This window comes from Acetobacter oryzoeni, from assembly GCF_004014775.2.
Lineage (GTDB): Bacteria > Pseudomonadota > Alphaproteobacteria > Acetobacterales > Acetobacteraceae > Acetobacter > Acetobacter oryzoeni.
Genome location: NZ_CP042808.1, coordinates 509,945 through 535,022, shown reverse-complemented (window position 1 = coordinate 535,022; position 25,078 = coordinate 509,945). Strand labels below are relative to the sequence as shown.

The following is a 25,078-nucleotide window of genomic DNA, read 5'->3' as shown; positions in this document are numbered from 1 at the left end:
CTAAAACCCGGTGGAGGCTGTAAACAAAGCCGCAAACCCGCCGCCAATGTAATAGTCCGGGGCTTGCCCGGCTATGGTGGTGCCGTAGCGGCCCTGCGTATCATGCGCGTTCATGGTGGGGTCTGCCACGCCGGAAAGGTAATGCTGGTTGGTGATGTTAATAAAGTTCATGCGGAACTCCGGCCGATGCAGCACGGAAACATCATTCATCCGATACCCCAGCGCCAGATTGCCCGTAACATGGCTGGGCATGCGCTCATCATTCATGAAAGTTGCGTATTGGTGGCCGGTGTATTTTACGGTCATCACGCCAAAAAAGTGCCCGTCATCATATGTCAGGCCCGCAGCGGCCTGTAGCGTGGGGCTGCGCACGGCGCGCTTGCCGCGTGTGGGCAGCAGGTCTCCGCCCGAATACAGGTCATTATCAATGGTGGCGTGCAGATATTCGCCCGAAAGATAGGGGCTGATGTGGTGCCACGGGCGCAAACCTATTTCCACATCCACCCCGCGAGATGTCTGCCCGCCTGCATTAATGGTGGAATCCACCGGGGCGCCATTTATCATGGCTAACGTGGCAATCTGGCGGTTTGTGAAGTTATAGTTAAATAACGTCAGGCTGCCCACAACCCGGCTGCCTGCGTAACGGTAGCCCAGTTCCTCCGCTATGGAGTATTCGTTTTTCAGGCTGGATGTGCCCTTTTGCGTCATGGCGCCGGATGTGGGGTCATACGCATCATACAAGGCGGGTTCCGCCGGGGTGCGGAAGTTGGTGGTGGCATTGAAAAACACCTGATGTTCCGGCGTAATCTGAAAACGCACCCCAAAGCGCGGCAGGGGCACGGCGGTGTTCATGTTGGCGTGGTAGGGCGCGCCCGGCACGGCGTTTGTGCCTGTGCGCGAGAACATCACTTCCTTGAAACCTGCTGTCAGCAACAGCCGATCATGCAACAGCGAAACCCGATCCCCCACAAACAGCGCATTGGTTTGCGAGATAGTGTGGTTGCTGGCCCCCAGCAGCATGTTGCCATCGGCCAGCGTAATGGGCCGCCCGCCCCATATGCTGCCCGCATTGCCGCTGCCATTTACGGCGGCAAAGGTTTCGCGCTCGGTGTCATCTCCGTAATCATACCAGTAGCCCAGCACCAGATCATTCACGCCGCGCTTCCATTCCAGCGCAGATGTAAAACCGGAGCGAAAGCTGCGCTGTGTGTAATCTGCCCGCACCGTGCTGTAGCCATCTGCCGTTACGGGCAGATCCAGCACATCGGGCACGGCCTGCGTGCCGTTATACAGGCCGGATGTAGGCAACTGTGTGCCACCTGCGGCATTGCCATACGCACCTTGCGCATAGGGTGTAACATGCAGGCTTAGCCCCTCCGCCAATGCAAACTGCAAGGGCGCGGCCAGATACAGCGTGCGTTCCGGCTGGCGAGAAAGCCGCCAGTAGTCCGAACCACCGTAATCATCATCAGCATGGAAGTGCCGGTCCAGATTATTGGGGCCGCCTATGCCATACGTGCGCCAGTCATCCTTGCTGACCTGCGGGTAGTAACTGTCTACCGCCTGGTTCCAGGATCCTAACAGCCCCGCGCTGTTGCCTTGGCCCCATGTTTTTTCCAGCTTGAAATCAACATGCTGGCGCTCATCCCGCCCGGCGCCGCGCCAGTTATCCGTGGCGCTATGAGAATAGGACACAAAGCCCCGCAGGCCGGTATTATGCCCGATCTCGCCCGTATCCAGCCGCAGGAACTCGCGGTTGGTATCGTAAGAGCCGTAGGAGGCGCTAAACTGCCCGCCAGCCTTTTCTGCCGGCGTGCGAAAACGCAGCTTCATCAGCCCGCCCGCGGCGTTCATTACCGGGCTGTCCAGATCGGGAGATCCCTGTTGCAGGGCAATGCTTTCGTAATTCTCGCTATCTGCAAACTGGCTGGGGTAGCCGGTGTAATAGGCAATATCGTTCAGCGGCATGCCTTCCAGCACGTAACCTATGGCATCTCCATTCATGCCGCGCACGCTGATATTGGTTTGCGGAGAAAACCCAAACGGGTCTGACCCACTTACATTCGCGCCCGGCAGTTGGGAAACCAGCTCAAACGCCGTAGCGGTGGGGGATTGCAGGCGGATGTATTCCTGCCCCACCACGCTTTGGGCCTGTGGTTCAGATTGTGGGTGTATCAGCCCGCCCCCGGCGCTGGCATGCAGCGGGTTGGCACGTACTATTACCACCTGCGGGCGGCCAGAAGCCTGCACCGGCGCGCCCTGTGCTTTGGGGGCTGTAGGTGCCGCATGTGCAGTTGTGGGCGCTGGCGTATGCTGGGCGGCTTTTTGCCCTGCAGGTGGTGCAGAAACAGCCTGCGCCCACGCAGCCCCAACCGGCCACGCCATGCCAGAAAGCAGCGTGCCAGAGGCCAGCGCACAGGCCATCCACCACCGTTGGCGGCAACAGCGCCGCACCGTGGGGGCCGCACACCAGCACACCTTACGTTGTATTAAGGCGGACATCCGGTTTTATCCCTCCGCCGCACCAAGGCGCACCTGCCGCACCACGCGCTCCATTGTTAACCCCTGCACTAAAATAGTGAACACAACCACCGCATAACACACTGCAAGCAGCACATCACGCATAGGCCCGTGTTCCAAGCTTAACGCAAGGGCTATGGAAATACCGCCACGCAGGCCGCCCCATGTCATAATGGCCAAAACGCGCCAGCGTTGTGAATCACGCAAATACACGGGCAGCATGGCCAGCAGCACGCTTAACGCCCGCACGGTAATGGAAAGCGGAATGGCCAGAACAGCCGCCAGCAACACCGGCACACGTATGGGCACGCTGAGCACGTAAAACCCTATCAGCACAAACAAGCAGGCGTTTAGCACCTCATCCACCATCATCCAGAAATTGCGGATTTCACGCTGCCCGTGCTGGCTGAGCGCCCCCAATGCGCGGGGCATGCCCAAGGCCAGCCCGGCCGTAACAGCCGCCACGGGGCCAGAAACTTCCAGCATTTTGGCAAGGCTGTACACCCCGCTGGCAAGAGAGATGGAAATAAGCAGTTCAAGATGTGCATCTGTTACCAGCCGGATGCACCATACCGCCAAACACCCGCACAAAAAGCCCAGCAGCAGGCCGCCGCCTACCTCCTGCACCATTTGCCACACCAAATCCCCCAACGGGCCAATGGTGCCTGCCTCTGCCAGTTGCACTGCCACGGCAAACACCACAACGCCCACGCCATCGTTAAACAGGCTTTCCCCCGCAAAAATGGCCTGCACTCTGGGCGGCAGGCCCAAACGGCGCAGCATGCCCACAACAGAAACCGGATCTGTTGGCGCCAGAATGGCCCCCAGCACCACGCACCACGGCAGGGAAACCGCAAGCCCCACCAGCGGAAACGCCATCCACATACCCATGGCAAACAGCGCCACGGCCAGCATTGTGCCCAAAAGTGCCAGCGCCAGAATGGAAAAACGGTTCTGCCACAGCTCACGCTGATCTACCGATTGTGCACCCGCAAACAGCAGGAATGATAAAGCCCCATCCAGCAAGGTGGCGGGCAGGTTTATGCTATCCAGCACCGCGCGGGCGGCATCCATGCGGGGCATGGGCACGGCTTGCTCCAGAAAAAGCAGAACCGTGGCCACCCCCAAAGCCTGTGCCGTAATGCCAATAGTGGTGGGCAGGTGCAGGTAGCGGTGGTTGATAATGGCAAAAGCTGTTGCCAGTGTGATCACAATGGCAAACAGCGCCAGCGGATTGAAAAAAGGCGGCATGAGCGGTTTCCAGTCTGATCAGACAGGCTGATGACGAATGCAAACCAGAAAACCGCAAAACCGGATGCCAGATCAGGCGTTATTTTGCGGCTGCCCGGGCTCATCCATATTCACGATCGTCTGATCCGAAATGGAAACGTCTGTCAGTTCAGGACGTTGCAAGGCTTCGTTGGCAGAACGCGCCAAACCGGCTGTCTTGTCTTTCAGGTCTGCCAGTTCTTCACGCACATCGCCCAGAATTTCCAGCAGGGCCTGATGGTCTTCCGCCGCGCGCCTGTCTGCCCCACGGCTAAGCACCGCGTTGCCCACCATCAGCGCGGGCAGCGCTACAAGCTGGATACAGTTGCTGATATACAGCAGCGTGTTCTGCCACTGGGGCACAACCGCTGGCACCAGAGAGAACAGGAAAAACACATACACGCACCAGATACTGCCGAACATGATTGTCATTTTAACAGCCACGTTCTCGTTAAATCGGTTCACCAATGAATCAGCAGGTTTCTGTTGTTTGGGTTTCATTTCTATACCTTTTGCCTCAAATACCCGCCTTGCTGGCGGGCCATCTCTTTGGGCAAAACTGTATCACAGCGCTGTGGGCTTGTCCGCCTGCGGGCAGCAGGGCTGGCTCCCACCCCCATGCTTCAGGCCAGCAGATAGGGCTGGCCCGTGGGGGTGGTTATAACCCCTTGCGGGGCTAACAATGCGTTGGGCGGTATGGGCGTGCCATCGGGCAAGGTGGGCACCTGCGGCGCCAGCGTGGCGGCACTTTCTGTGCTGATGTAAAGCTGCATGCTTACCGTAACACTACGCCCCTGCACGGTGTGCAGCACCATTTGCACCGTCTGCACCGTATCGGGCGGGCCGCTGCCCAAAAACACGCTGGCCATGCCTTGAATAATGGTCACCCACAGCACGGCCATATCCGTATCCTGCCCGGTGGCGGTGGGTACGCTGGCTGTTACACTGGCCAGTGTATCCCCCGTGCCTTCCAGCCATGCGGCGGGGGTGAGCGTATAATCCAGCGCATCTGCACTGCTGCGCGCAGGCCATGCCTGCACCACCTGCTCTGCCAGTTGGCCACGCAGGCACAGGCCCGGTGTTATCATAACCGGCAGCACACGTGCGCTGGCAGGTTGCCACCCCGGCGCCAGCACGGCCCCTTCTGGCAGCACGGAGCACGCCGTGCCTGCGGTATTGCAAGAACATGTCATGGTTTTTTACCTTGGCCCAATAGCTGTAACCCACACCGTAATGGGGGTAGAAACCGCGCCATCGTGGTCATCCACCACGTAGCGCACACCCACAGCGCCAATGCCTGTGGCAGTGGGGGCCTGTTCTGGCATGGCCAGTGTCATGCGTTGTTCATACTGCATGCACTGCAACTGCACGGATGTGGGCACCCCCGCAAAAGCCTGCGGAAAGGTAATGCCATCTCCATCCTGAATATTTACGGAAAAAGACTGAATGCGCTGCCCGTATGGCAGGTTGATAACGCGCCCATCCTGCGTGGCAAAATCGGCCTGATACGTGCCCTGCCCCACATAGCTGCCTGCGGGCTGAAACACCCCATTGGCCCAACCCTGCGTAGCCACCACCGCACCATCTGGCATATGGATGGAGCCATCCTGGCGGAACTGCCATTCATGCCACCCGCCTGCGGCATCTGTAAGCTGCACGCTGGCAAAAGCATATTGCTCAAACGCATCGCGCAGGCAGAACAGCGCCTTCATGGTGGCGTTATACCCCAGGCGGGAAATAAACTGCGGCCCCCACGGAATATCACCCGCCTGCGGTGCACCATTGCTGCCGCTGCCGCCCCATGCGCCCGTGCTATCGTAATGACCATTGCTGATCTGGCCACCTGTGAGCGGAAAAAAGCTTTGCGCTGCTTGGGCAGATGTCAGCAACCCGCTGTCCATCCTGCGTAAAAATACCCCACTGGCTGGCCGCCTGCGTAATTTGCAGATCATCCAGCAAACTCCCCACCGTAACAGAGGCCGAAGCCTGCACCCCGGCAGAAACAGATTGCCCCATAAGGGCAGGTACCCCCGCTGCCACAGGGATATTCCACACAGATGGCAGGCTAACTGGCAACATGGGCATAAAACAGAACTCTTTACTGAACAGAAAACAGGTTTTTAAATGGAACCAAGCGTAGAAAGTGCTGCCAAAGTGGTGCTATCTCCCCCACCAAGCCCTTGCATAGCTGTGCGAGATGGCACGGATGCGGGGGGTGGAGAAGGTGTTGCAAACGCTTTGGCAGGTGTTTGCGGCACATACGCAGCCGGTGCAGGCCGCGCCACGGCCACAACAGGCTGAACCGCCGCCCGCATCAGCAAAGATGACGGCAAAAATGCCCCCACCATATTGCGCGCAACAGGCTGGGCTTTGTCTGCCACAGCAACACGCTGCGAGGTGCGTAAGCCACCATGCACGGCCTGTTGCGGAACATTCAGAAACCCCCGCTCATGCACCAGAACACTCTCTAAACCACTTGTTATTTTAAGGAATTTTGCATCACGCATTCTTCCCTGCCTCTGCACCGGTGTGGGGCGGGCAGATATAGGCGTGGCAACCAGAGCACCTTTCCCTTCGGCCAGTATCCGAGGCACAGACCTTCTGCCCCTTGATGCACTTACAGGCGGCACAAAAAATGGCCTGTGCGCCAGAAGATCCGCCGTATTTTTGGGTTTGTGTTGGCGGGCTTTTCCGGGGTGCGTAAACTGTAAAGCACCTTCCGCCACCTGCGCCGTGCTGGACGCCAACACAATGCGCCGTGATACTGAAAGGTTATTTTGCAAAATACCTTTCTGCCTGTAAGGCACTGATCTAACAGCCACCGCGCCCGCCTTATGCCGCACACCATCACCCATTCTGGCTGCAAACACAGGTGGCGTACTCCCCTGTAGAGCGTGCGCAACGGGCAACACGGGTGCTCTCATACCCAAAGGCGCATGTCCCGCCCCCATGCTGTATTGGCGCAAAAGCTGCAATAATGCCAAAAGCCCTTTGTTTCTGCTCTTTTTTGTGTGTTTCTGGCTTTGCAAAAAGCGTTCCAGCAGCGGCAGCGTTGCGCGCGCCTTGCTTTGGGGCAATGTATTTACAGTTTGGGCCATATTTGCGGGCTTTCCTGCGCGGGCGTGTGCGCCATGTTCCAGTTGCGCACAGAAAGTATTTCTAAAAGCGTGTAAAAATCTTCGCTGTCGTAAACTGTTTTCAGCTCATGCAAACTTGCAAGGCCGGATGCCACAACCGCCGCCATGGCGGGTGAGATGTTTACACAGTTTACAACGGGGCCTGTGCGGCATCGTCCCCCAGCAAAGCCGCCACCAAGGGGAAAAGCTGGTGCGCGGCGGCCTGCAAAAAACCCACATGCAGCCTAAAGGCCTCTGCCCGCACCATGCCCAGGGTTTCGGGTTCTGCAAAATCGGCGGAAATAACAGCACGTGTTACTTCTGGCCGGTGTGGGTCTGGCCGTATTTTTACGCACTGCATCAGCCGCGCCAAAGCAGCGTCCAGATCGGCTTCTTCCATAAAGCCAAAAATTTCCAGCCCAAAGGCAGCAAGCCCGGCAAGGCCCGCCTCTGCCATATCGGCCCCCACACGTGCGCCACCACGTATGGCGGCCTGCAATACATGGCGCGCCCAGCTATCTGCGGCAAAGGCATCCATGCGTGTCAGCACAAACACCTTGCCCTGATCTTCCCCCGGCAGGCGGTGCGTGTAATCCACGGTTTTCATGCCTGCTATTTCCTGTTGTTTTTAAAAACACACCTGTTTTACAGGGCTGCAGGCAGCACGCGTTCCCACACAATTTCAAAACTGCGGGCCTCCAGCACGCGGCCTGCGCTGGGCATTGCAGCCACGGCCTGCAACAGCCCCCGCACCATGGTGTATTTACGCCCGATGGAGGGAAGCTGAATTTCCGCCCCAAGCCGATACAACCCACGCTGTGCATCCTGTGCGGCGGCAATAGCTTCAAACACCAGCCCACTTTCACTGCTGGCGGCAAGGGAGATTGTCTGCCGCACGGGTGTGGGTATCCAGCCTGCGTTCAGGTAGCCATCAATGCTCATGGCGGTTTCTGCCAGTTCCCGCGCGGTGGTTTCAAAAGCGCGGTCGGCAGAATAGTTTTCCAGCGTAATGGGCGTGTTGTACAGCCCCGGCACTGTAATGGTAAAAACCGAGTTGGCGGCTGTAATATCGTAATCAGACATGCTTACTGCACCTCTACCGTAGCCAGAGAGATAGACTGGACAGACTGCCCATCCATATAAAAGAACCGTGCCTGCACCGGCCCGCGCCTGGCCCGTGTGGCGGCAGATGCGGTGGAGGCCCCGGGCAGCAGGTACCACCCGCGTGTGGCCAGCGTATCTGCAATGCTGCGCCCTGCCTGTGCGTTCACCACCTGTGCTTGTGCGGCAGAAAGCGCTACGTTGGGCTGGATAGCGCCAAAAGCCACAGCTGTATCAATGGTGTTTTGCACAGAAGTGGCCAGCAGCGTATCACCCTGCACGACATAGGGAATTTGCCCCACGGCAGAAAACAGCGTGAGCAGATCAGACTGGAAGGAGGATGTCCATACCGGCTCCACCGGCACCAAGGCGCGCAAACTGCCTTGGCGGAAGGTTTCTGGCCGCAATAGCAAGGGAAACACCACCCCATCCGCCACGGCAGTGCGCAGCCAGTCCAGCACACCGGGGGCGTTTTGTGTGGCGGCACTATCCATGGCCAACGGGGCGGTGCTGTTATTGGCCCGCACCCCGCGCGGGGGCCGGTACGGGGCAAACACATCTGCCCGGACCACCGCTGCCGGGGCCACCTTGGCCACATCTGCCGCAAAGGCCCCCTGGGGCAGCACCGGCTCCTTACGCGGCAGGGCCACGGGGACACGCTGCCCGCGCAAACGCTGCCACCACCCCAGCCAAGCGCGGGAAGAAAAAGACAAACCAGACATACCCTGCCCTTAGTTAAAAATTGGAAAAAAACTTGTCTGCCCCCGCTACTGGCGGGTAAATGGGCGGCATTGAAATGCAACCTGATTGCGGTGCTGTAAGCCGTGGCGCGGAACGGATGATCTGCAATCACCCAACAGGCCCAAGGAACTTGCCGAGCATGACTGCCCAGCCCACTGCCCCCACGCCCGATACCCAAAACGCAGCCCTGCCCATTTGCGTGGCGGCCCTTTACCGCTTTACCCCATTTGCAAACCCGGCTGATCTGCGCGGGCCGTTGCAGGATGTGTGCACCGCCAACGGGGTAAAGGGCATTCTGCTTTTGGCATCCGAGGGCATTAACGGCACCATTGCAGGCACAGATGCCGGTATTGAGGCCGTGCTGGCGCATATCCGCACCCTGCCCCGCTGCGCGGATATTGAGGTCAAGTTCTCCCGCGCGCCAGAAATGCCCTTCCTGCGCATGAAGGTGCGGCTGAAAAAGGAAATTGTCACAATGGGTGTGGAGGGCACAGACCCCAACCACATTGTGGGCACCTACGTACCCCCCACAGAATGGAACGAACTGTTAAAAGACCCCGACACCATTCTGATAGACACGCGCAATGATTACGAAGTGGCCGTAGGCACGTTTGAAGGTGCGATAGACCCGCAGATTAAAACCTTTAGGGAATTTCCTGCATGGTTCCGCCAACACCGTGAGGAACTTCTGGCAAAGGGCCGCAAGCCGCGTGTGGCCATGTTCTGCACCGGTGGCATTCGGTGTGAAAAATCCACCGCCTTTGCCAAGGCCGAAGGGCTGGATGAGGTGTACCATCTGCAAGGGGGTATCCTGAAGTATCTGGAAACCGTGCCAGAGGCAGAAAGCCTGTGGCGGGGTGAATGTTTTGTGTTCGACCAGCGCGTAACAGTCGGCCACGGCCTTAAACCCGGCGAGCTGGAACTGTGCCACGCCTGCCGCACGCCCATTACGGCGGAAGACAAAGCCAGCCCCAAGTTTGAAACCGGCGTATCCTGCCCGCACTGCTACGGCCAGTGGGATGAAGCCCGCCGCGCCCGCCATGCGGAGCGTGAACGCCAAGCCCGTTTGGCCGCACAGCGTGGCGAGGCCCATTTGGGCGCCAACATGGCCGAAGAACGCGCCCGCAAACGCCAGCAGCGTGAGGAAGAAAAGCGCCGCCAGCAGGCTTTGCGCCAGCAGCACGCACACTAAATACGGGCCAGAAAATCCGGCCCAAAGCGCGGCAGAGGGTGTGCCTCTGCCAGCGCTGCAAAGGCACCGGCGGCAGCGTCCACTTGGTCATCATGCGTGGCGGCGGGAAAAGCTGCCAGTTCCTCCGTAAACGCATGCACCCACGGGGCGCGTAGCAGCAGCACGTTGCCAGCATTTACCTGCGCGGCAAATGGGGCGGCGCGGGTGGCTTTATCTCCTGTTTCACGCACGCAGCGCACCTTGTAACCGGCCAGCCTGCCGGTAAGGTACCGCGCCTGCGCCACACCGGCCTGCCCGGGGTCTTGCGGCAACACAATATCCACCCCCACACCATCACGCGCGGCGGTGGCCAGCAAGGCGGCTTCCACCTGTGCGGGGTCTCCGCGCAGGCGGGTAATGTCCGCCACCACAAAGCGCCCATCTGGCAGGTGGTGCATTTTTACGCCCACTGTCCAATCCGGGTTGTTGCTGCCGCTCTGGCGGGTGGCGGCCAAATCCCACCTCCGCACAGCGGGGCCAGATGCTGCGGGCAGTGCCTCCTGCACCCCCAGCATGTGGGTGTGGAACAGATTGCCAGAAAGCGGCACCGGGTTTTGCTGGTACAGTGCAGCCCATTCCCGCTCCCCCACGGCCTGACGTATCCGCGCAAGTTCCGCCGTATCAAACGCCTGCGGCCATAGCGCCTGCCCCGGTATGCGGCCCAGCGCATCGTGCGCGGTGGCCAGGGCGGGCAGGTCCAGCACATGCCATGCCTCACCCGTTTTGTTGTGCATATCATCCAGCAGGCGGCCTGCCAGATCATCCATGCTCCAGCGTGTCATCACCAGCACAATGGCGCCGCCGGGCATCAGGCGGGTGCGCAGCACGGCGCGGTACCAGTCCAGCACAGCGGCACGGCGGGCGGGGCTTTCGGCCTCCTGCCTGTCTTTTACGGGGTCATCTATAATGGCCAGATGCGCGCCACGGCCTGTTAGCCCGCCGCCCACACCCATGCCGGTGTACCCTCCGCCCTGTGCGGTGTGCCATACATCACGCGCGCTGCTATCCGCCGCCAACTTTGTTGCAGAAAACAACGCGCCATAGCGGGAGGACGCCACAATATTGCGCACATCGCGCCCAAAATCCTGCGCCAGCGTGGCCCCGTAAGAGGCCCCGATAATCTGCCGCTTGGGGTGACGCCCCAGATACCAAGCGGGAAAGCGGCGAGATGTCAGCTCCGATTTTCCGTGCCGGGGCGGCATAAACACCATCAGCCGCGTAATACGCCCGGCCTCCACCTGCTCCAGCGTGCGGGCCAGCAGGGCATGATGTGCGCCTGCTTTGTAATCTGGCAGTGTATAGCGGGCAAAATCCAGAACATGCTGGCGTGCGGCCTGCCTGCGTGCCAGTTCTGCCCGCGCCACCCGGCCCGCCTGCATGGCGCGTGCGGGTTGGCAGTGAGCGTTGGGCATGAAAGGGTTTTTTCCAAATAACAGCTACAAACCATTAAGGCGGCGGCACGCCGTTTTCCTGCGCAAGGGCGGCCAGTTCCTCATCCGTAAAGGCATCTGCGCTGCGGCGTGGCAGGGCATCTGTGGCAAGGCCCGAAAGCTTGGGGTGCATGTAGGGCGCGGCCACCTTGGCGGCATCAAACTGGCGGTCTGTTATGCTTTCATCCCCCTGCATGATGCGGGTGAAGATATCCAGCGGGGTTACGGGTTTTGTGCTGCGCCTTTTGCGGCGCGCCATCGGGGCCAAAGCTGATGGCCCTAATGCGCCCTGCGCGGGTGCTGCTGTCTTGCGGGGCATGGCCACGTATCCAACCCTGTTGAACAAAGGAAGATCCAGACCGCACGCCCCGGCCGTGGGCTATAAACGGGCGGTCTGTTTCGTGCTGATGGTGGTGGTGCTCCCGCGCAAGGGCGGCCACCATGCGCTGGCATGTGGGCGGGTTAAGCTGGCCCACACAGGCCAGCCCCGCCACAGTGCCGCGCCATACCGGGCGGCAGCGCAGCACGGCCTGCGCGGGGCACCCCAAAAGCAGGGCTTGCGCCCAACCTATGCAAATATCTGCCCGGTGATGGTCGCGCGGGGTGCATAGCAGCGGGCACATCACCACACCCGTAGGCACAACCTGCGCCACAACCCACCACCGGGCCCCGCCACGCAAAACCGCGCCACAGGCCAGCTTTGCCCTGCGCACTGCTGTAGGCATAGGAATGTCCTTGGTTTTTTACAATTTTTGGGATGATGAACGGGAATTAGGACTGACCACGCAGCCTGTCAAAACAAGGCAAACCAGTATGTGAACACACAGTTAAGAACTGTTCCCAATCAGGACTGGCAAATATATCGAACACTGTTATAGTGCGCCGCGCGTGACAGAAAATCTTGGCAGAATGGGTGATGGGGAGGTCATGGACAAAGCTTGTGCATGGTGTGACCGTATCTACCACACCAACACCCACGCGCCGTATTGCAGCGCCCGGTGCCAGAAAAAAGCAGAAAAAGCGCTGCGTGCTGTCTCGGTTGAGCCCATTTCACACACTTCAGATGCAACGCGCGCCATACGTTTTGGGCTGGTAAGCCTTGTGGGCATTGCGGCGGCGGGCTTTGCCATGCTGCTGTTGGCTGGCCCCGTGCCGCTGGAACCTCCGCCCGGTGGGCACATGCCGCCGGGTGTGGCCTATGCGCTTAACACCGCGCCCCCGGCACCGGGCGCGCAGCCCTACCACGTTATGCCGCCCGCCATGGCCATGCCCCCCGCCCCCGCGCAGGATATGACCGCGTATCATGAAGGGCAGAACGCCCGCCATATCTGGAACCGCTGGATTGCCGGGCTGAGCGGAGACCGCAAGCGCGGCGCATTGTTCTGGATGCAGGGCGCCACCCACCAGCGCAACGATTCGTGCGATGGCACGGCAGGTTTTGCCATGGGCTGCTTTCAGGCCCGCAGGCACCTTTCCCCCATATTGGCCAAGTGGAACGATGCCCCGGATTTCTGGCTGGGCTGGAACACGCCCTAACGGGCCAGAACATCATCCAAAAACGTGGCGTGCTGTTGCACAAAGCCAGGCCTTAAATGCTTGTCATCTGCATATTTGGGCGTGGCTGGCGGGGTAATAACCGCGCAGGCTGGGCCGGTGCCGCAGATATCGGGCCACGCATCCAGCACCTTTGCCCCGGCTTGTGTGGCAAGGGCCTGCACAAACGCCGTATCCGCCGCCATATCGTTACGGAGCTGCTGGGTGGGAATACCCTGCTCCAGCAAAGCCGTGTTGACGCCAATATGCAGCAGGCTACGGGCCACCAGTTTATCGGGGCTGAAGCGTGCATCTGCCGGGGTGGGCAGCACCAGCCACACGGGCCGCGCCCCATTGCCCGAAAGGCTGCGCATATCCTGCACAAAAGCCGCCTGTTTTTGTGCCTGTGTGCCCGGTGTGTGCAACAGCACACGCGGCCAGAACGCCCCCACCACCACGGCCTGCACACTCTGCTGTTGCATGATGCGCTGCTGCACGTTTTGCATATTGCCGCAATATGCAAAGGATTTTTCATAAACCTCACCCGCAAAGGGGCTGCAACTGGGGCCTGCTACAAATATAACCGTGTGCTTAAGCCGCCCCTGCTGCAACAGTGCCTCTACCCTCGCCCCCCACTGAAAAAGCAGGCTGTCCCCCGTAAACATTACGGGGTGGCCCGCATGGCCTATGGTGGCCACCGTTAGCCCGTTTTCGTGCGTGATGCGCATATGCGGTGTGGGGGCAAAAATGCCATCACGCACCGCCAGATTGATGGCAGAAAGATCCGTGCCCGCCGGGGTGTGCGCAAACCGTGCGGGCCAGCCGGCAGTATGCCACGTCAGCAGCCCCGCCGCGCATAAAGCCACCAGGCCGCCCACAAGGGCCGCCGTTTTGCCTTGCCGAAAATGCCCGCCGCGTAACGGGTTTTCCACACACTTGGTGGTCAGCCACGCCAGCACCAGTGCTGCGCCCATAAGCGCAAACCCCGCACTGTTGTGAATAACCCCAGCCCCACGCACAATATGAAACCAGGAAACCAGCGGCCAGTGCCACAGATACAGCGGGTAACTGATAAGCCCCACTGCCCGCATGGGCCGCACGGCCAGCACGTGCCGGTTTACCCACGCGCCAGCACCTGCCCAAATAAGCAATGCCGTGCCCCCCGCAGGCAACAGCGCACAAGGTGCGGGAAAGCCCACACCCGGCCGCAGCACCACAAACCCGGCTACCACACAGGCCAGCCCCATAATGGCCGCGCCATTGCGCCCCCGGCTTGGGCCCAGCAAAGCGGCACACCGCGCCAGCATGCGGCCCATGCCCACAGGTGCAGGCTGCGCCGGGGTGGCACACGCTGCACCCTTCGGCCCACGCTCCGCCACGCCGTGCAGGGCAAGGCCAGCCCCCAGCATGAACTCCCACCCTCGGCTAAGGGGAGAATAAAACCCGCCCCCCGGCCACCACACACTGCACGCCAGACTATATAAAAAGCACGCCGCCCCCGTGGCCCCCACAAGCATGCCTGCGCGCACCCGCGCGGCAAAGCCCAGCGCCAGCACCAGCGGCCAGACCAGATAGAACTGCTCCTCCACCCCCAATGACCATAAATGCAACAGCGGCTTAAGCACCGCTGCGCGGTCAAAATAGCCTTGGGCGTGCCACATCAGCAGGTTGGCCACAGATGCCGCACCCGCTGCGGCATCCAGCCCCACGGCGGCAAGCTCGGTGGGCAGCAGGGTAAACCATCCGGCCAGCAGGGTGGCGGCCAGCACCACCAGCAGTGCGGGGACCAGCCTGCGCACCCGGCGCGCAAAAAACGAGGCCACAGAAAACCGCCCCGCCCCAAAATGCGCCACCAGATGCCCGCTGATTAAAAAGCCGGAGATTACAAAAAACGCATCCACCCCGCCAAAACCACCGGGCAGCGCGGCGGGAAAGACGTGGTACACCACCACCCCCACCACAGCCAGCGCGCGCAGGCCATCTATATCTGCCCGCCACCCGGCGTTGTTGGGCGGGGCCGCAAGCTGGGCCGCACTGCCGGGCCAAAACCACGCCGCCACCTGCATAACAGGCCGCAAAAAGCCAAACCCGATCATCCCGCCCCTTTACGCCGCCAGCCCATACGCCAGTGCCCCTTATAAGTGCCCCTTATATATGCTGCACCCCCACCCTACACGCAGGTTTTATGCCACCCCGTGCGCCGCCCCGTGCTGGCGCCCATACGCGCCACGCCATCAGCCCGCCATACCCCCCACCTGCAGGCATGGGAGCCATGCCAAAAGCCCGGTTCCGCCGCATTGCGGGAAACGCATGGATATGCCAAATCCATGCCCTGCGTGCATCCCTGTTATTACGGCGCACGCTGCGCCTTACCGCCACCCCGCAGGCCAGCTTAGGGGCTGCGTTTGGTTACGGTGGGCACACATCCGCCATGCTTGAGCGGAGGTGGACAGCCCCCACCCCTGCTTATGTATATTCCGTAACAAAGGGGCACCATCTGCCCATTTTTTCTTTTAATCCAGCAGATCCTGATACCCACATGCCAGCAAATGACCTACGCCTTCTGATCATTCAGCCCACGCATTATAAAGCCCCTACAGACCGAACGCTGTTTAAAACCAAGCGCCGACAGATGGTGCCGCTTGCCCTGCCGTACCTTGCCGCCCTGACCCCGCCAGAGTGGAAGGTAACGCTGCTGGATGAACAGCTTGAAGATATAGATTTTGATGCGCCGGTGGATGTTGTGGCCCTTACGGCCTGGACGCTCCATTCCTACCGCGCTTACGATATTGCCAAGGAATTTCGTAAACGCGGCGTAAAAGTCATTATGGGTGGCCCCCATGTGTATTTTAACGCCGAAGAAGCCGCCGAGCACGTAGATGCCGTGGGCGTGGGTGAGGCCGAACCCATCTGGAAGGAAATGCTAGAAGATGCCGCCGCCAACCGGCTGAAAAGCATTTACCGCGCCACACCGCTTAAGGAACTGAACGGCCTGCCCGCCCCAAGGTATGACCTGCTGGACCTTAAAAAGTTTGGCCCCTTCCGCACCTTTGCCGTGCAATCCTCCCGCGGGTGCCCGTTTGTGTGCGATTTCTGCTCCGAACGGTTTTACCTTGGTGGCCGCTACCGCTGGCGCCCGGTGGACGAAATGGTCAATGAGCTCAAGCTCATCAAGAACCGTGGCAGCCACTTCTTTTTTGGTGAAAGCAACTTTGGCGGCAAGAAAAGCCGCGCCATGGAACTGATGGAAGGGCTGGTGCCGCTGGGCATTCGCTGGTCTACCCTGTGGTCTTCCAATTTGTGTCTGGATAAGGAGTTTCTGGATCTAGCGCGCAAATCCGGCGTGATGCACGTGAATATCGGTATTGAAAGTATTGATAAGGATATTCTGGACGGCATGCGCAAAGGCTGGAACAAAGCCAGCCGCTACCACGAAATGTTTGAAAACCTGCGCCAGCGCGATATCAGCTACTCGCTCAACTTCATCTTCGGTTTTGATGATGAAGACCACGATATCTACCGCGCCACCATCTCCTTTCTGGAGGAACACAAGGTGCCTGCGGCGTATTTCAACATTCTTACCCCCACCAAGGGCACGGCGCTGTTTAACCGTATGGAAAAGGCAGGCCGTATTATCAACGCGCCAGAAATTGACCGCTGGCCCGGCCAGATCTGCCAGATCTGGCCCAAAAACTGCTCCCCCAAGGAAATGGAAGCCCGCATTCAGTGGATGTATAAAAAGTTCTACTCCATGCGCTCCATCTTCAAGCGGCTGCCTTTTCCGCCGCGCACCCGGTCTGATATGTCATCGTGGATTTTGGATCTTACAGAACGCCGCATGGCTTTTTCCTCCACCGGCAATAACGATTTCGATATTTACTAAGCCCTGTTCAGCCCCATTCCCCCGCCCCAATGGTGGGGGAATGGCATGGGTGCCTCATCCATTCATGCATTCCAGATATACTTTATTTGCATAAATAACGCGGAAGTGACAGATCAGACCGAACTTCGCGTTAAGTAAACATTTACACATCCCCCTGCATTGGAAAAAAATATTCATCTTGCTGTTATAATTTCCGGTTTTTCAATTTTTAGCTTTCCCGTGTCTTTTACACCAAGGCACTTTTCATAAATATATCACAAAAAAATTGTATAATTTTTAATACATTTCAGTATTACTTTTTTGCTTTACTTGAATTATTGGTATTTTTACTTAAGTTAGATTTACATATACACAACATACTAAAATGATAAACTAAGCTTCCGGGTAATTTATTTGCTTTTATAACTTGGCAAAATTTTTATGGCTGGTACAGTATGGCGCAATCAAGGCCTGATGGATGCAGTTGCAACACACATTAGGCATGTATGCCTTATTCCTTCAGGTTTTGAAAAAAAGTTCTGGATGCGCCTTGTTCTCGCAAGATCAAGGAACATTTTACGTTGAAGCACAGATACGGAAGTTGTTTTCCGTGGTGTAAGTCAGAAGGAAGAAATGACAGCGCTTCCCCGCCATGCGGTTGTGCATGACATTCACGACAAATCCGGTCAGACCCTTCCCGAGGGCGCCTTGGCACGTCATCCAGATATTTCTGTGCCCGGCGTTCTTCATGATACCAACATCCATACCCAAAGCGGGCCGCAGCCTGTACAAAGCCTTACACCCGGCCATGTGCTTGTAACGTATGACCCGGAAATGGCAGAAACGCCTGCCCCGGTTACCAAGGTTATGGCCCAGCATATTTGCGTGCTGCCCGGCCTGCCGGAAGATGAGGCCGGATACCCCATACGCGTGCTGCAAGATGCCATAGCAGATGGCCTGCCCACGCAGGATGTGCTGCTAACGCCAGACCAGTGCCTGTTTTTTGAAAACAAGTTTGTGCCCGCAGCCCTGCTGGTAAACCGGCTTTCCATTTTTTACGATCACACGTTTGAGCGCTACACCGCCTACCCGCTAGAAACGGCTGGCCCCGCCATTATTGTGGCCGAAGGGCTGCTGGTGGCCAGCGCACTGCCCCCCTGCCCCAACAACACGCACTGGCACACCCGCACAGATGCCCCCGTGGTAACAGACCGCGAGGTTGTGGCCGCGCTGTACCACCGCCTGTTGGCGCGCGCACAAAGCCGTGGCCTAAGCCATGAGCTATATACCCCGCCCGAAATCACGCATGAGCATGACCTCAGCCTGATTACAGATACCGGCAAGCTTATCCGCAAAATGCGGGAACAAAACAATCTGGCCATGTTTATGCTGCCGCCCAACGTGCATGAGGTGCATCTTTCCTCGCGCGCAAGCAGGCCGGTAGATGTTATTGCCCCATATGTGCAAGACAAGCGCCGCCTTGGCATACGCGTTGGCAATATCACCCTTCAGGAAAACAGAAAGCCCCGCAATATTTCTTCACATATGGAGAAAGACCTTAAGGGCTGGCACGAACATGATGGTGAACCCGGGCGCTGGACAGATGGCCACGCCCACCTGCCCATGATGGCAGAGCGCAGCCAGAACAAGATGGGGCTTTTATCTATCCAGATTTTGGATACCATCCCGTATATGAAGCATGATTTTCACGGCCCTCGTAAAAACGGCAAGTAATTCACAAGGTTTTGAAAAAATAATACGTTCCGTATCATGGCCCCGTGTTTTTGCGGGGCTATGGTTCAGAACGTATCTTTCATGATTGGCGGGGTATCTTTTTCAATAACCGCGAAATCATGCTGATGCTTACATCATATTCTTCAGCAATTTCACGCAGCGTGTAGCCTTTGGCGCGTGCCTGCGCCACGGCCTCATACTGCTGTTGCGTTAATTTGCTGGGCCGCCCCATGCGGCACCCGGCAGACATGGCCTTGTGCCTGCCTGTAGACATACGCTGGCGTATAAAGCGTTTTTCAAGTTTTTCCAGCCCGCCCAGCACTTCCAGCATCAGCGCGCCGTGTTTTGCACACGTGTTCACCCATGGTTCCTTTAGGGAAACCAGCGTGCACTCCTGTTTTTGAACCTGCAAGATAATATCACGCAAATGCCGCCAACTGCTTACAATGCAGTCCATTTGCGCCACAGCAATGTGTGTGCCCATCTTCTGCCGTGCCACAAAGTGCAAAAAAGAAGATCCGTTTTTTGAAAAAGAGCCAGTAAATATAAACTGGCATCCCGATTCTTCCAGAATCCTTTTTTGCTCATCCCGGCTTACAAATGGGCAATCTGCACTCACATATCCTATACTCATAATCATCTCCATGTGCAGATAATATCTTCGTGTGAAATTTGATAAAATTTCCTTGTTTTTCAAAAAAGTTTCAAACTTTTTCGGCGGCCTTATAACACCGCTTTCATCATATAGAAACAATCCGTACCAAAAACAGCCTATTTTTAATTATGTCTTAATTTTAATTTTGTAACTGTTGTTTATATTTCAACAGTTTTTTCATAACTTTACTATTTATGAAAATAAATATCCATACCGCCTCATCAGCGTTCTCCCATACTATACATGCAAGAATCAGAAATATTCTTTATTTCCAGTACAGCATTTAGGAATATGCCGATGTCCACTATCCTTTATGGTTATGGCAACACTGTCACCACCAGCGGTAGCTATACACTCGTTCCTGCGCTTTGGGTTGTGGGCGTTGTATCTCTCGCCGGAGCGAGTGCTACCTTTAAAGGAAGCAATGTTACAACCAAGCTTGATTTTGCACCTACCATTATTGGCGCCATCAACCCCTACGATGTTACGGCAGAAGATGGCGCAAACGTTACTGTTGATGTGGGCTCTACCGTGCTGGGCCTGATTACGGGCTCCAGCTTTACAGCAGATGGCGGCACCATTTCCCTTACCGGCGCCAATATTATTACCGCCCTTACCGGCACAACATACACTATAGAAAACGGCGGCACCCTTAATATGGGTGTTGTGCAGCAATCCGAAATTTCCGCGCTCAGCGGTGCAGGTATTACATTTGGCAGCGGTGGCGGCACGCTGGTGGTCACACCCGCAAGCGGCGTAGAAATTCTAACATTCACCAATATTGATGGTTTTAGCAACGCAGGGGCCACTATCGAAGTTCCCGGCGCGGGCTACGTTACAAACGCTACGTATAATGGCTCGGACACAACCATTACCACCAACACCGGCATTACCGTTGTTGTGAATGGAGATTACACCCCCGCCACCAAAACGCTTTATCAGGCCACCAGCGGGGGCAACCTTTACCTTAGCGCCACAGCGCAAAACAGCAGCGGCACAACGGGTGTTCTGGTTTGCTTTTTGCCCGGCAGCATGATCCGCACACCCAAAGGTGATGTGGCAGTAGAAAACCTTGTTGCAGGGCAGGAAGTTCTTACATTTGCAGCAGATGGCCAGCCTGTTGCCCGCCGCATTACATGGGCAGGCAAGGCCCACGCCCGCACCAACCCGGCTGCGGCGGATGATGTTGCAGGCTACCCCGTGCGCGTGCGTGCCAACGCCATTGCAGATGGCGTGCCCGCAGCAGATTTGCTGATTACACCAGAACATTGCCTGTACATGCAAGGCAGTTTTGTGCCTGCACGCATGCTGGTAAACGGCACATCCATTGTGTACGATACAAGCTTTGCCGGGTATGATTACTACCATATAGAAACCGAAGGCCACGCCGTTATCATGGCTAACGGTATGCTGACAGAAAGCTATCTGGATACAGGCAACCGCGCCAGCTTTACGCAGGCAGGCTCCGTGGCCCGCATTGGTGGTGCCGTAAAAAGCTGGGCGCAGGATGCCGCCGCCAAGCTGGAAACCTCCCGCACGTTTGTAGAACCCCTGTTCCGCACTCTGGCAGAACGTGGCAGCACACTTTACGCAAACACCACTGCACAACAGGCTGCACAAACCTCTGCCCAGCCCAATTTGCATCTGGTTACCGCGCAGGGCCATAGCGTGCACCCGCTGCGGCATGAAAACGGCATTTACACCTTTATGCTGCCCGCACAGGGGGCACAAAATGTGTATCTGGCATCTCGCACCTTCCGCCCGTGCGATGCAGAAGGCCCGTTTGTAGATGACCGGCGCACATTGGGCGTGGCTGTGGGGCAAATCAGCATTACATCCGCTGGCACGCACCAGCCCGTAACCGCGCATCTTGAAGCCGAAGATCTGCAAGGTTGGCACGCGGCAGAAGTATCTGGCCACGCACGGTGGACAAACGGCCACGCCAAGCTGCCGCTGCCCGCCACGTTGCAGGGGCTTTGCCTGCTGCATGTGCAGGTTTTGGCAACAGGGGCTTACACCGTGCCCGCACATACGGCACAGGTGCAGGCTGCTCTGGCGTAAAAAATCGCACAGCACAGCATATGCTTTGCAAAAAAGGAGCCAGTGCGGGTGCATTGGCTCCTTTTTTCTTGCGTGCGTGCCTGCCGTTCAGCCCTGCAAAACTTCCTTTTCCGTGCGTGCATTTTTACGCCTTCCGGCCTTTTTAGCCTGCTCTGCACGGCGGAATGTGGCCTCCAGCGCGGCAAGCTGCTCCAGCACCAGGGCACATTGCGCCGCAATCTTGCGCTGGGCAGAGCTGCTGGAAATATTGGGGAACAATGCCTCCCCCATTGCGCGGAAGGAAAGATCATCCACCAGCATCATGCGCAAACGCTGGTGCGCACACAGGCCCAGCGCATCGCGCACCGCCGTAATGCGCGCCATGGCCTTTGCCCGCACCATCTGCCAGGATACGGCATCATGCCGCACGCTTTGCCCCTGCGGCGCTGGGGTGGTGTGTTCCAGATAATCAAAATACCCAAACACATAATTGCGGCACCATCGCTCTGCGGCATCGGCGGCCTCCTGCGTAATATCCCCCGCCTGTAGCAACCCCTGCACTGTGCGGCGCGGCCTGTTAAGCGTGGCCTGCGCCATAAGGCCTGCGGGGGCGGATGTTGTGGGCTGGGCTGCGGCCTGTGTTTTCATGTGTGTTCCGTGTTTTTAAGGGTGTTTGCAAAATGTGGGTGGGTTATGGCGTGCGCGTGTGCAGCCCCAGCAGGGCCTTGCAACCGTGGGCATCGCGCCAGATGGTGTTGGCAAAAGGCAGCAGCACAGCCCGCAATTCTGCCGGAGCAGGCCAGCGCGCGCCCACCGGGTAACCATTGCGTGCAGGCTGCCGCGCCCATGCCAAACGCGCCTGCGGGCACCACGCCCCGGCTGGCATATCGGCACACACTTCATAAATGGCGCGGCACTGCGCTGCGGCATCGGCCGCCCCCGGTGGGTTGGAAACCAACTGCCCCAGCTTTTTCAGCCACGCCGCCACAATGGGTTGGCTTACCGGCTGCATGGCCAGTTGCACGCGCTGCCAGCACGCCTGCACCTGTGCCTCCATATTGGGGGGCATATCTTGCGCGGTTAACGCCACACCCTCACGCCTTGCGGCAAACAGGGTCTGTATATCGGGCGGCGCGGGCGTGTAGCCTCCGCCGTGGGGTGCGTGCATTACGGCACGCGCCCCCTGCGCCTGCATGGGGTAAGGGTGCGGCACTTACACGCCCTCCACATCCGGCACGCCATCCCACGCGGCCATACGGCGAGCGTGCTGGCTGGTGGGTTCTTCTGGCGCGGGGCGCATCTGCAACTGGGTGCGCAGGGTGGCATCTATCCACGCCACGGGTTCTGCGGGGTTAAAGCGGGCGCATTCGGCCAGCACGTTCAGCACCACGGCGGCATCATCCCCCGTCAGCTTCAGCCAGCGGCCCAGAATGGCCCGGGCCGAACGATCTGGCCTGCCGGTAGCCTTTTTCAAAAACGCCAGACCAGATTTGAACAGATGCGTGCGCGCATCCGTGTCCGGCCCGAACTTGGTGAGGGGATGTTCTGCCTCTGCTTCTGTTTCTGCCTCTGCTTCTTGGAGCATAACCTTGGCTTCGGGTGGGGGTGTTATCCCCTGCCCTGCCTTGGTTGCGGGGGCATCGGGCTTAAGCTGCGGGTTGCCCCCGGTGCGGCCCCATGCGGCCCCGGCATCGGATGCTGCGCGGTCTCGCACCAGGCGGCGAGAATACGGCACGCCCTCCGCCGTGGTGGCATACACGCCGGCATCTTGCAGCTCTGCCATATAGCGGCGCACCTGCTGGGGGCCTACGCCCACCATCTGGGCAATCTGGCGCGGGTGCAGGGGTTTGCCGTTTACACATAAATGGCCATAGGGCTCGGCCTCATGCATCAGGCATAGCAGGCGCATCCACAAACCTTGTGCGGCCAAGCTGCACAACCGCAAGGCGGGGTCTCGCTCATGATCCTGCCACCAGAACTTAGACCACCTGCGCCGCGTGCTGGCGGGTGTGGCTGCGGGTGTTGCGGGAGATGAGGCTGAGGCAGCAGAACGGGGCATTAGGCGGCACCTCCGTTCCACAGCAGGGCTTGGGCAAGGGCGGCTTCATCCTGCTGCCATGTGGTGGTGGGGGTGGTGTGTGGCGCGGGTTGCCAGTGTTCCAGCCCTTTCCAGAGCCCCCGCATGGCAATGGGGTGGCCTACGGGCAGGGGTTCGGGGTCTCTTACCAGTTCGGCATAGCCTTTGGGCTGGGGCGTGTGCGCGGGGGATTGGGCCTTCAGGGCATCTTCATACCGCATGAGCACCTGCCGCACGCCCTCCATACACCGGCCCACTTCCCGCCCGATACGCCGGAAGGAATACCCCTTGCGCCGCAGCCCCACCATGTTGGCCACCACCTGCGCCGATGTGCCGGGCCGCTGCGCCTGCTGGCAGGCCAGAGCATTAACCCCTTCTGGCAAGGGCAAGGTGGATTCGGCGGTATGTTGTGATGCATCACACCGCGTTAATGGGTTGGACAGGTTTGCGCCCTGCCCCTTTTTGCCCTTAAGGGCGGGCGTGCCACCCTTGTGCCCAGCCGGTTGCAGTGCCGGGCCATTGGGGGGCATAACCCCACCCCTTTTGGGGGCACGCAACAGACGCGGAAACTGCAAAACATTATGATTTTTAATATTGTTTGCAGAAACATCAAATACAGTGGAACCGGCAACAGGCATAATGGGGTATCCGTGGTTTTTGGGTGGCTGGCCATTTGCACCACCAAAACATGGCCTGACCCGGACGCTATGGTGACCACTCCCGCAGCGTCAACCCAAAAAAGAGGGATATATCCCCTTTTACACGAAGCCCCCCGGCGTGGAATAGTGCAGACCCATGACAAGATCACCCGTAGCAGATGAACTGGAACGCCGGATGGCCCATCTTGGGCTTTCCCAAAAGGCACTGGCCCGCAAGGCTGGTGTGGGCGATACCTATGTGCGTGATATTCTCAAGGGGAAGTCTCGCAATCCGGGTGGAGAAAAACTGGAATGCATTGCCGCGGTGCTGGGCTGCACCGCGCGGGATCTGCTGTTCCCCGGTGTGGATCATGCCCAGCCGGGGCTAATGCTGCGTGAACGCCGTACCCCTTACCTGCCCCCGCCTTTTACCCCGCAGGAAAACCCGCGAGACACAGTGCGCGTGCATGGTTTTTCCAGCCGGGAAAAACCAGATAACACCCCTCAACTGGCGCTGGATATGGCGCAGATAAAACGGGCAAGAAGCACCCCACAGCCCCGCACCGCCATGCCCGCAGTGGCCGCGCCGCCGGGCTATGTTATGGTGCCGTATCTGGCGCAGCGCAGCACCACTTCTGGCCGGTATAATGAAGCGCAGATGCTGGGCAGCCCCAAATATTTTGAAGAAAGCCTGATAACCCAGCGCCTGAACACGCGCCCTGAACATTTGCGCGCCCTGAGCGTAGAGGGCCAAGCCATGGAGCCCCTGCTGCGCGATGGGGATTTGGTGCTGATGGATACACAGCGCACGGCCTTGGCAGAACCGGGGCTTTTTGTGCTGTTTGATGGCGAAAGCGTGGTGTGCCGCTGGGCAGAACGCACGTTTGATGCCCAAACCCGCCCGATGGTGCAGATAAGCTGCGAGAACAAAAGGTTTTCTGCCTACACGCTGCCCGCCAGCCGCGTGCAGATATTGGGCCGCGTTGTGTGGTATGCACATTGCGTATAAGCGCTGCGGCTTTTTTGCAACAATCGCATTAAGAGTTCATTAATATCTCACCTTTTCGTTAACAAGACCCTTGCGGTCCTGTTTCCTGTTGCGTAAATACGTTTCATCAAATGCGTTAAACG

General features: G+C 58.5%; 26 protein-coding genes. 6 read left to right on the top strand and 20 right to left on the bottom strand.

What is annotated here, in order from left to right:
• The 11 genes from EOV40_RS02620 to EOV40_RS15210 all read right to left on the bottom strand — a co-directional run bounded on the left by EOV40_RS02620 (position 1) and on the right by EOV40_RS15210 (position 8,728).
• Positions 1-2,502, bottom strand: a complete 2,502-nt coding sequence (locus EOV40_RS02620) for a TonB-dependent receptor (RefSeq protein ID WP_208729244.1) — start codon at positions 2,500-2,502, stop codon at positions 1-3.
• A 6-nt stretch (positions 2,503-2,508) separates the two neighbouring features.
• Positions 2,509-3,771, bottom strand: a complete 1,263-nt coding sequence (locus EOV40_RS02615; protein ID WP_050819337.1) for a cation:proton antiporter — start codon at positions 3,769-3,771, stop codon at positions 2,509-2,511.
• A 72-nt stretch (positions 3,772-3,843) separates the two neighbouring features.
• Positions 3,844-4,290, bottom strand: a complete 447-nt coding sequence (locus tag EOV40_RS02610) for a hypothetical protein (RefSeq protein WP_050819336.1) — start codon at positions 4,288-4,290, stop codon at positions 3,844-3,846.
• A gap of 122 nt (positions 4,291-4,412) precedes the next feature.
• Complete coding sequence (locus EOV40_RS02605) at positions 4,413-4,982, bottom strand: phage fiber-tail adaptor protein (RefSeq protein WP_128104963.1); 570 nt, start codon at positions 4,980-4,982, stop codon at positions 4,413-4,415.
• Between the two features lie 6 nt (positions 4,983-4,988).
• Positions 4,989-5,678: a hypothetical protein gene (locus EOV40_RS02600; RefSeq protein ID WP_244296992.1), complete on the bottom strand. Its 690-nt coding sequence runs from the start codon at positions 5,676-5,678 to the stop codon at positions 4,989-4,991.
• The gene (locus tag EOV40_RS02595; RefSeq protein WP_244296991.1) at positions 5,602-5,874 is read right to left on the bottom strand and encodes a hypothetical protein; all 273 of its coding nucleotides are present in this window, start codon (positions 5,872-5,874) and stop codon (positions 5,602-5,604) included. The genes EOV40_RS02600 and EOV40_RS02595 overlap by 77 nt, the downstream gene beginning before the upstream one ends.
• Positions 5,875-5,909: 35 nt before the next feature.
• The gene (locus EOV40_RS02590; protein ID WP_244296990.1) at positions 5,910-6,887 is read right to left on the bottom strand and encodes a hypothetical protein; all 978 of its coding nucleotides are present in this window, start codon (positions 6,885-6,887) and stop codon (positions 5,910-5,912) included.
• Positions 6,872-7,033, bottom strand: coding sequence for a hypothetical protein (locus EOV40_RS14945; RefSeq protein ID WP_167506842.1), 162 nt, complete (start codon positions 7,031-7,033; stop codon positions 6,872-6,874). The genes EOV40_RS02590 and EOV40_RS14945 overlap by 16 nt, the downstream gene beginning before the upstream one ends.
• Before the next feature lie 23 nt (positions 7,034-7,056).
• Complete coding sequence (locus EOV40_RS02585; RefSeq protein WP_128104962.1) at positions 7,057-7,512, bottom strand: hypothetical protein; 456 nt, start codon at positions 7,510-7,512, stop codon at positions 7,057-7,059.
• Between the two features lie 38 nt (positions 7,513-7,550).
• The gene (locus tag EOV40_RS02580) at positions 7,551-7,988 is read right to left on the bottom strand and encodes a phage tail fiber protein (protein WP_042786888.1); all 438 of its coding nucleotides are present in this window, start codon (positions 7,986-7,988) and stop codon (positions 7,551-7,553) included.
• A 2-nt stretch (positions 7,989-7,990) separates the two neighbouring features.
• Positions 7,991-8,728 (bottom strand): DUF3383 family protein, encoded by a 738-nt coding sequence (locus EOV40_RS15210; protein WP_128104961.1) that lies wholly within the window; start codon positions 8,726-8,728, stop codon positions 7,991-7,993.
• A gap of 158 nt (positions 8,729-8,886) precedes the next feature.
• Here EOV40_RS15210 and trhO point away from each other — a divergent pair, with 158 nt between their 5' ends.
• Positions 8,887-9,939 carry an oxygen-dependent tRNA uridine(34) hydroxylase TrhO gene (trhO, locus tag EOV40_RS02570; RefSeq protein ID WP_128104960.1) on the top strand — a complete coding sequence of 351 codons (1,053 nt, stop codon included), beginning with the start codon at positions 8,887-8,889 and terminating at the stop codon, positions 9,937-9,939.
• Here the strand turns inward: trhO and terL are convergent.
• From terL to EOV40_RS02555, 3 genes are read right to left on the bottom strand one after another with little or no spacing between them, the layout of a single operon-like run.
• Positions 9,936-11,390, bottom strand: coding sequence for a phage terminase large subunit (gene terL / locus EOV40_RS02565; RefSeq protein WP_087651479.1), 1,455 nt, complete (start codon positions 11,388-11,390; stop codon positions 9,936-9,938). The genes trhO and terL overlap by 4 nt on opposite strands.
• A 34-nt stretch (positions 11,391-11,424) precedes the next feature.
• Positions 11,425-11,604 carry a hypothetical protein gene (locus EOV40_RS02560; RefSeq protein WP_050819318.1) on the bottom strand — a complete coding sequence of 60 codons (180 nt, stop codon included), beginning with the start codon at positions 11,602-11,604 and terminating at the stop codon, positions 11,425-11,427.
• Complete coding sequence (locus EOV40_RS02555) at positions 11,591-12,133, bottom strand: hypothetical protein (RefSeq protein ID WP_128104959.1); 543 nt, start codon at positions 12,131-12,133, stop codon at positions 11,591-11,593. The genes EOV40_RS02560 and EOV40_RS02555 overlap by 14 nt, the downstream gene beginning before the upstream one ends.
• A 163-nt stretch (positions 12,134-12,296) precedes the next feature.
• Here EOV40_RS02555 and EOV40_RS02550 point away from each other — a divergent pair, with 163 nt between their 5' ends.
• The gene (locus tag EOV40_RS02550; RefSeq protein ID WP_087651480.1) at positions 12,297-12,944 is read left to right on the top strand and encodes a hypothetical protein; all 648 of its coding nucleotides are present in this window, start codon (positions 12,297-12,299) and stop codon (positions 12,942-12,944) included.
• Here EOV40_RS02550 and EOV40_RS02545 read toward each other — a convergent pair.
• On the bottom strand, positions 12,941-15,037 hold the full coding sequence (locus EOV40_RS02545; protein WP_128104958.1) for an acyltransferase family protein: 2,097 nt from the start codon (positions 15,035-15,037) through the stop codon (positions 12,941-12,943). The genes EOV40_RS02550 and EOV40_RS02545 overlap by 4 nt on opposite strands.
• An 89-nt stretch (positions 15,038-15,126) precedes the next feature.
• On the opposite strand from EOV40_RS02545, the gene EOV40_RS02540 reads away from it, so the two are divergent.
• Both EOV40_RS02540 and EOV40_RS02535 read left to right on the top strand, forming a co-directional pair.
• Positions 15,127-16,824 (top strand): B12-binding domain-containing radical SAM protein, encoded by a 1,698-nt coding sequence (locus EOV40_RS02540; RefSeq protein ID WP_244296989.1) that lies wholly within the window; start codon positions 15,127-15,129, stop codon positions 16,822-16,824.
• Positions 16,825-17,436: 612 nt separating this feature from the next.
• On the top strand, positions 17,437-18,537 hold the full coding sequence (locus tag EOV40_RS02535; RefSeq protein WP_230844461.1) for a Hint domain-containing protein: 1,101 nt from the start codon (positions 17,437-17,439) through the stop codon (positions 18,535-18,537).
• Between the two features lie 79 nt (positions 18,538-18,616).
• Here the strand turns inward: EOV40_RS02535 and EOV40_RS02530 are convergent, their stop codons facing one another.
• Positions 18,617-19,177, bottom strand: coding sequence for a recombinase family protein (locus EOV40_RS02530; RefSeq protein WP_128106180.1), 561 nt, complete (start codon positions 19,175-19,177; stop codon positions 18,617-18,619).
• Between the two features lie 312 nt (positions 19,178-19,489).
• On the opposite strand from EOV40_RS02530, the gene EOV40_RS02525 reads away from it, so the two are divergent.
• On the top strand, positions 19,490-21,253 hold the full coding sequence (locus EOV40_RS02525) for a Hint domain-containing protein (protein WP_128104957.1): 1,764 nt from the start codon (positions 19,490-19,492) through the stop codon (positions 21,251-21,253).
• Between the two features lie 87 nt (positions 21,254-21,340).
• Here the strand turns inward: EOV40_RS02525 and EOV40_RS02520 are convergent, their stop codons facing one another.
• From EOV40_RS02520 to EOV40_RS02505, 4 genes are read right to left on the bottom strand one after another with little or no spacing between them, the layout of a single operon-like run.
• A complete protein-coding gene (locus EOV40_RS02520) occupies positions 21,341-21,880 on the bottom strand; it encodes a hypothetical protein (protein ID WP_050819313.1) in 540 nt (179 codons plus the stop codon).
• Between the two features lie 43 nt (positions 21,881-21,923).
• Positions 21,924-22,427: a hypothetical protein gene (locus EOV40_RS02515; RefSeq protein ID WP_301273090.1), complete on the bottom strand. Its 504-nt coding sequence runs from the start codon at positions 22,425-22,427 to the stop codon at positions 21,924-21,926.
• 18 nt (positions 22,428-22,445) lie between these two features.
• A complete protein-coding gene (locus EOV40_RS02510) occupies positions 22,446-23,291 on the bottom strand; it encodes a winged helix-turn-helix domain-containing protein (protein WP_128104956.1) in 846 nt (281 codons plus the stop codon).
• Complete coding sequence (locus EOV40_RS02505; protein WP_128104955.1) at positions 23,291-23,947, bottom strand: hypothetical protein; 657 nt, start codon at positions 23,945-23,947, stop codon at positions 23,291-23,293. The genes EOV40_RS02510 and EOV40_RS02505 overlap by 1 nt, the downstream gene beginning before the upstream one ends.
• A 157-nt stretch (positions 23,948-24,104) precedes the next feature.
• Here EOV40_RS02505 and EOV40_RS02500 point away from each other — a divergent pair, with 157 nt between their 5' ends.
• Positions 24,105-24,956 (top strand): LexA family transcriptional regulator, encoded by an 852-nt coding sequence (locus tag EOV40_RS02500; RefSeq protein WP_050819310.1) that lies wholly within the window; start codon positions 24,105-24,107, stop codon positions 24,954-24,956.
• Positions 24,957-25,078 lie beyond the last annotated feature (122 nt).

Coding starts and splice junctions, on each gene's coding strand:
- EOV40_RS02620 (WP_208729244.1), bottom strand. CDS start 2,502: ATGTCCGCCTTAATACAACGTAAGGTGTGCTGGTGTGCGGCCCCCACG.
- EOV40_RS02615 (WP_050819337.1), bottom strand. CDS start 3,771: ATGCCGCCTTTTTTCAATCCGCTGGCGCTGTTTGCCATTGTGATCACA.
- EOV40_RS02610 (WP_050819336.1), bottom strand. CDS start 4,290: ATGAAACCCAAACAACAGAAACCTGCTGATTCATTGGTGAACCGATTT.
- EOV40_RS02605 (WP_128104963.1), bottom strand. CDS start 4,982: ATGACATGTTCTTGCAATACCGCAGGCACGGCGTGCTCCGTGCTGCCA.
- EOV40_RS02595 (WP_244296991.1), bottom strand. CDS start 5,874: ATGCCCATGTTGCCAGTTAGCCTGCCATCTGTGTGGAATATCCCTGTG.
- EOV40_RS02590 (WP_244296990.1), bottom strand. CDS start 6,887: ATGGCCCAAACTGTAAATACATTGCCCCAAAGCAAGGCGCGCGCAACG.
- EOV40_RS14945 (WP_167506842.1), bottom strand. CDS start 7,033: ATGGCGGCGGTTGTGGCATCCGGCCTTGCAAGTTTGCATGAGCTGAAA.
- EOV40_RS02585 (WP_128104962.1), bottom strand. CDS start 7,512: ATGAAAACCGTGGATTACACGCACCGCCTGCCGGGGGAAGATCAGGGC.
- EOV40_RS02580 (WP_042786888.1), bottom strand. CDS start 7,988: ATGTCTGATTACGATATTACAGCCGCCAACTCGGTTTTTACCATTACA.
- EOV40_RS15210 (WP_128104961.1), bottom strand. CDS start 8,728: ATGTCTGGTTTGTCTTTTTCTTCCCGCGCTTGGCTGGGGTGGTGGCAG.
- trhO (WP_128104960.1), top strand. CDS start 8,887: ATGACTGCCCAGCCCACTGCCCCCACGCCCGATACCCAAAACGCAGCC.
- terL (WP_087651479.1), bottom strand. CDS start 11,390: ATGCCCAACGCTCACTGCCAACCCGCACGCGCCATGCAGGCGGGCCGG.
- EOV40_RS02560 (WP_050819318.1), bottom strand. CDS start 11,604: ATGCAGGGGGATGAAAGCATAACAGACCGCCAGTTTGATGCCGCCAAG.
- EOV40_RS02555 (WP_128104959.1), bottom strand. CDS start 12,133: ATGCCTACAGCAGTGCGCAGGGCAAAGCTGGCCTGTGGCGCGGTTTTG.
- EOV40_RS02545 (WP_128104958.1), bottom strand. CDS start 15,037: ATGATCGGGTTTGGCTTTTTGCGGCCTGTTATGCAGGTGGCGGCGTGG.
- EOV40_RS02540 (WP_244296989.1), top strand. CDS start 15,127: ATGCCACCCCGTGCGCCGCCCCGTGCTGGCGCCCATACGCGCCACGCC.
- EOV40_RS02535 (WP_230844461.1), top strand. CDS start 17,437: ATGACAGCGCTTCCCCGCCATGCGGTTGTGCATGACATTCACGACAAA.
- EOV40_RS02530 (WP_128106180.1), bottom strand. CDS start 19,177: ATGATTATGAGTATAGGATATGTGAGTGCAGATTGCCCATTTGTAAGC.
- EOV40_RS02525 (WP_128104957.1), top strand. CDS start 19,490: ATGTCCACTATCCTTTATGGTTATGGCAACACTGTCACCACCAGCGGT.
- EOV40_RS02520 (WP_050819313.1), bottom strand. CDS start 21,880: ATGAAAACACAGGCCGCAGCCCAGCCCACAACATCCGCCCCCGCAGGC.
- EOV40_RS02515 (WP_301273090.1), bottom strand. CDS start 22,427: ATGCAGGCGCAGGGGGCGCGTGCCGTAATGCACGCACCCCACGGCGGA.
- EOV40_RS02510 (WP_128104956.1), bottom strand. CDS start 23,291: ATGCCCCGTTCTGCTGCCTCAGCCTCATCTCCCGCAACACCCGCAGCC.
- EOV40_RS02505 (WP_128104955.1), bottom strand. CDS start 23,947: ATGCCTGTTGCCGGTTCCACTGTATTTGATGTTTCTGCAAACAATATT.
- EOV40_RS02500 (WP_050819310.1), top strand. CDS start 24,105: ATGACAAGATCACCCGTAGCAGATGAACTGGAACGCCGGATGGCCCAT.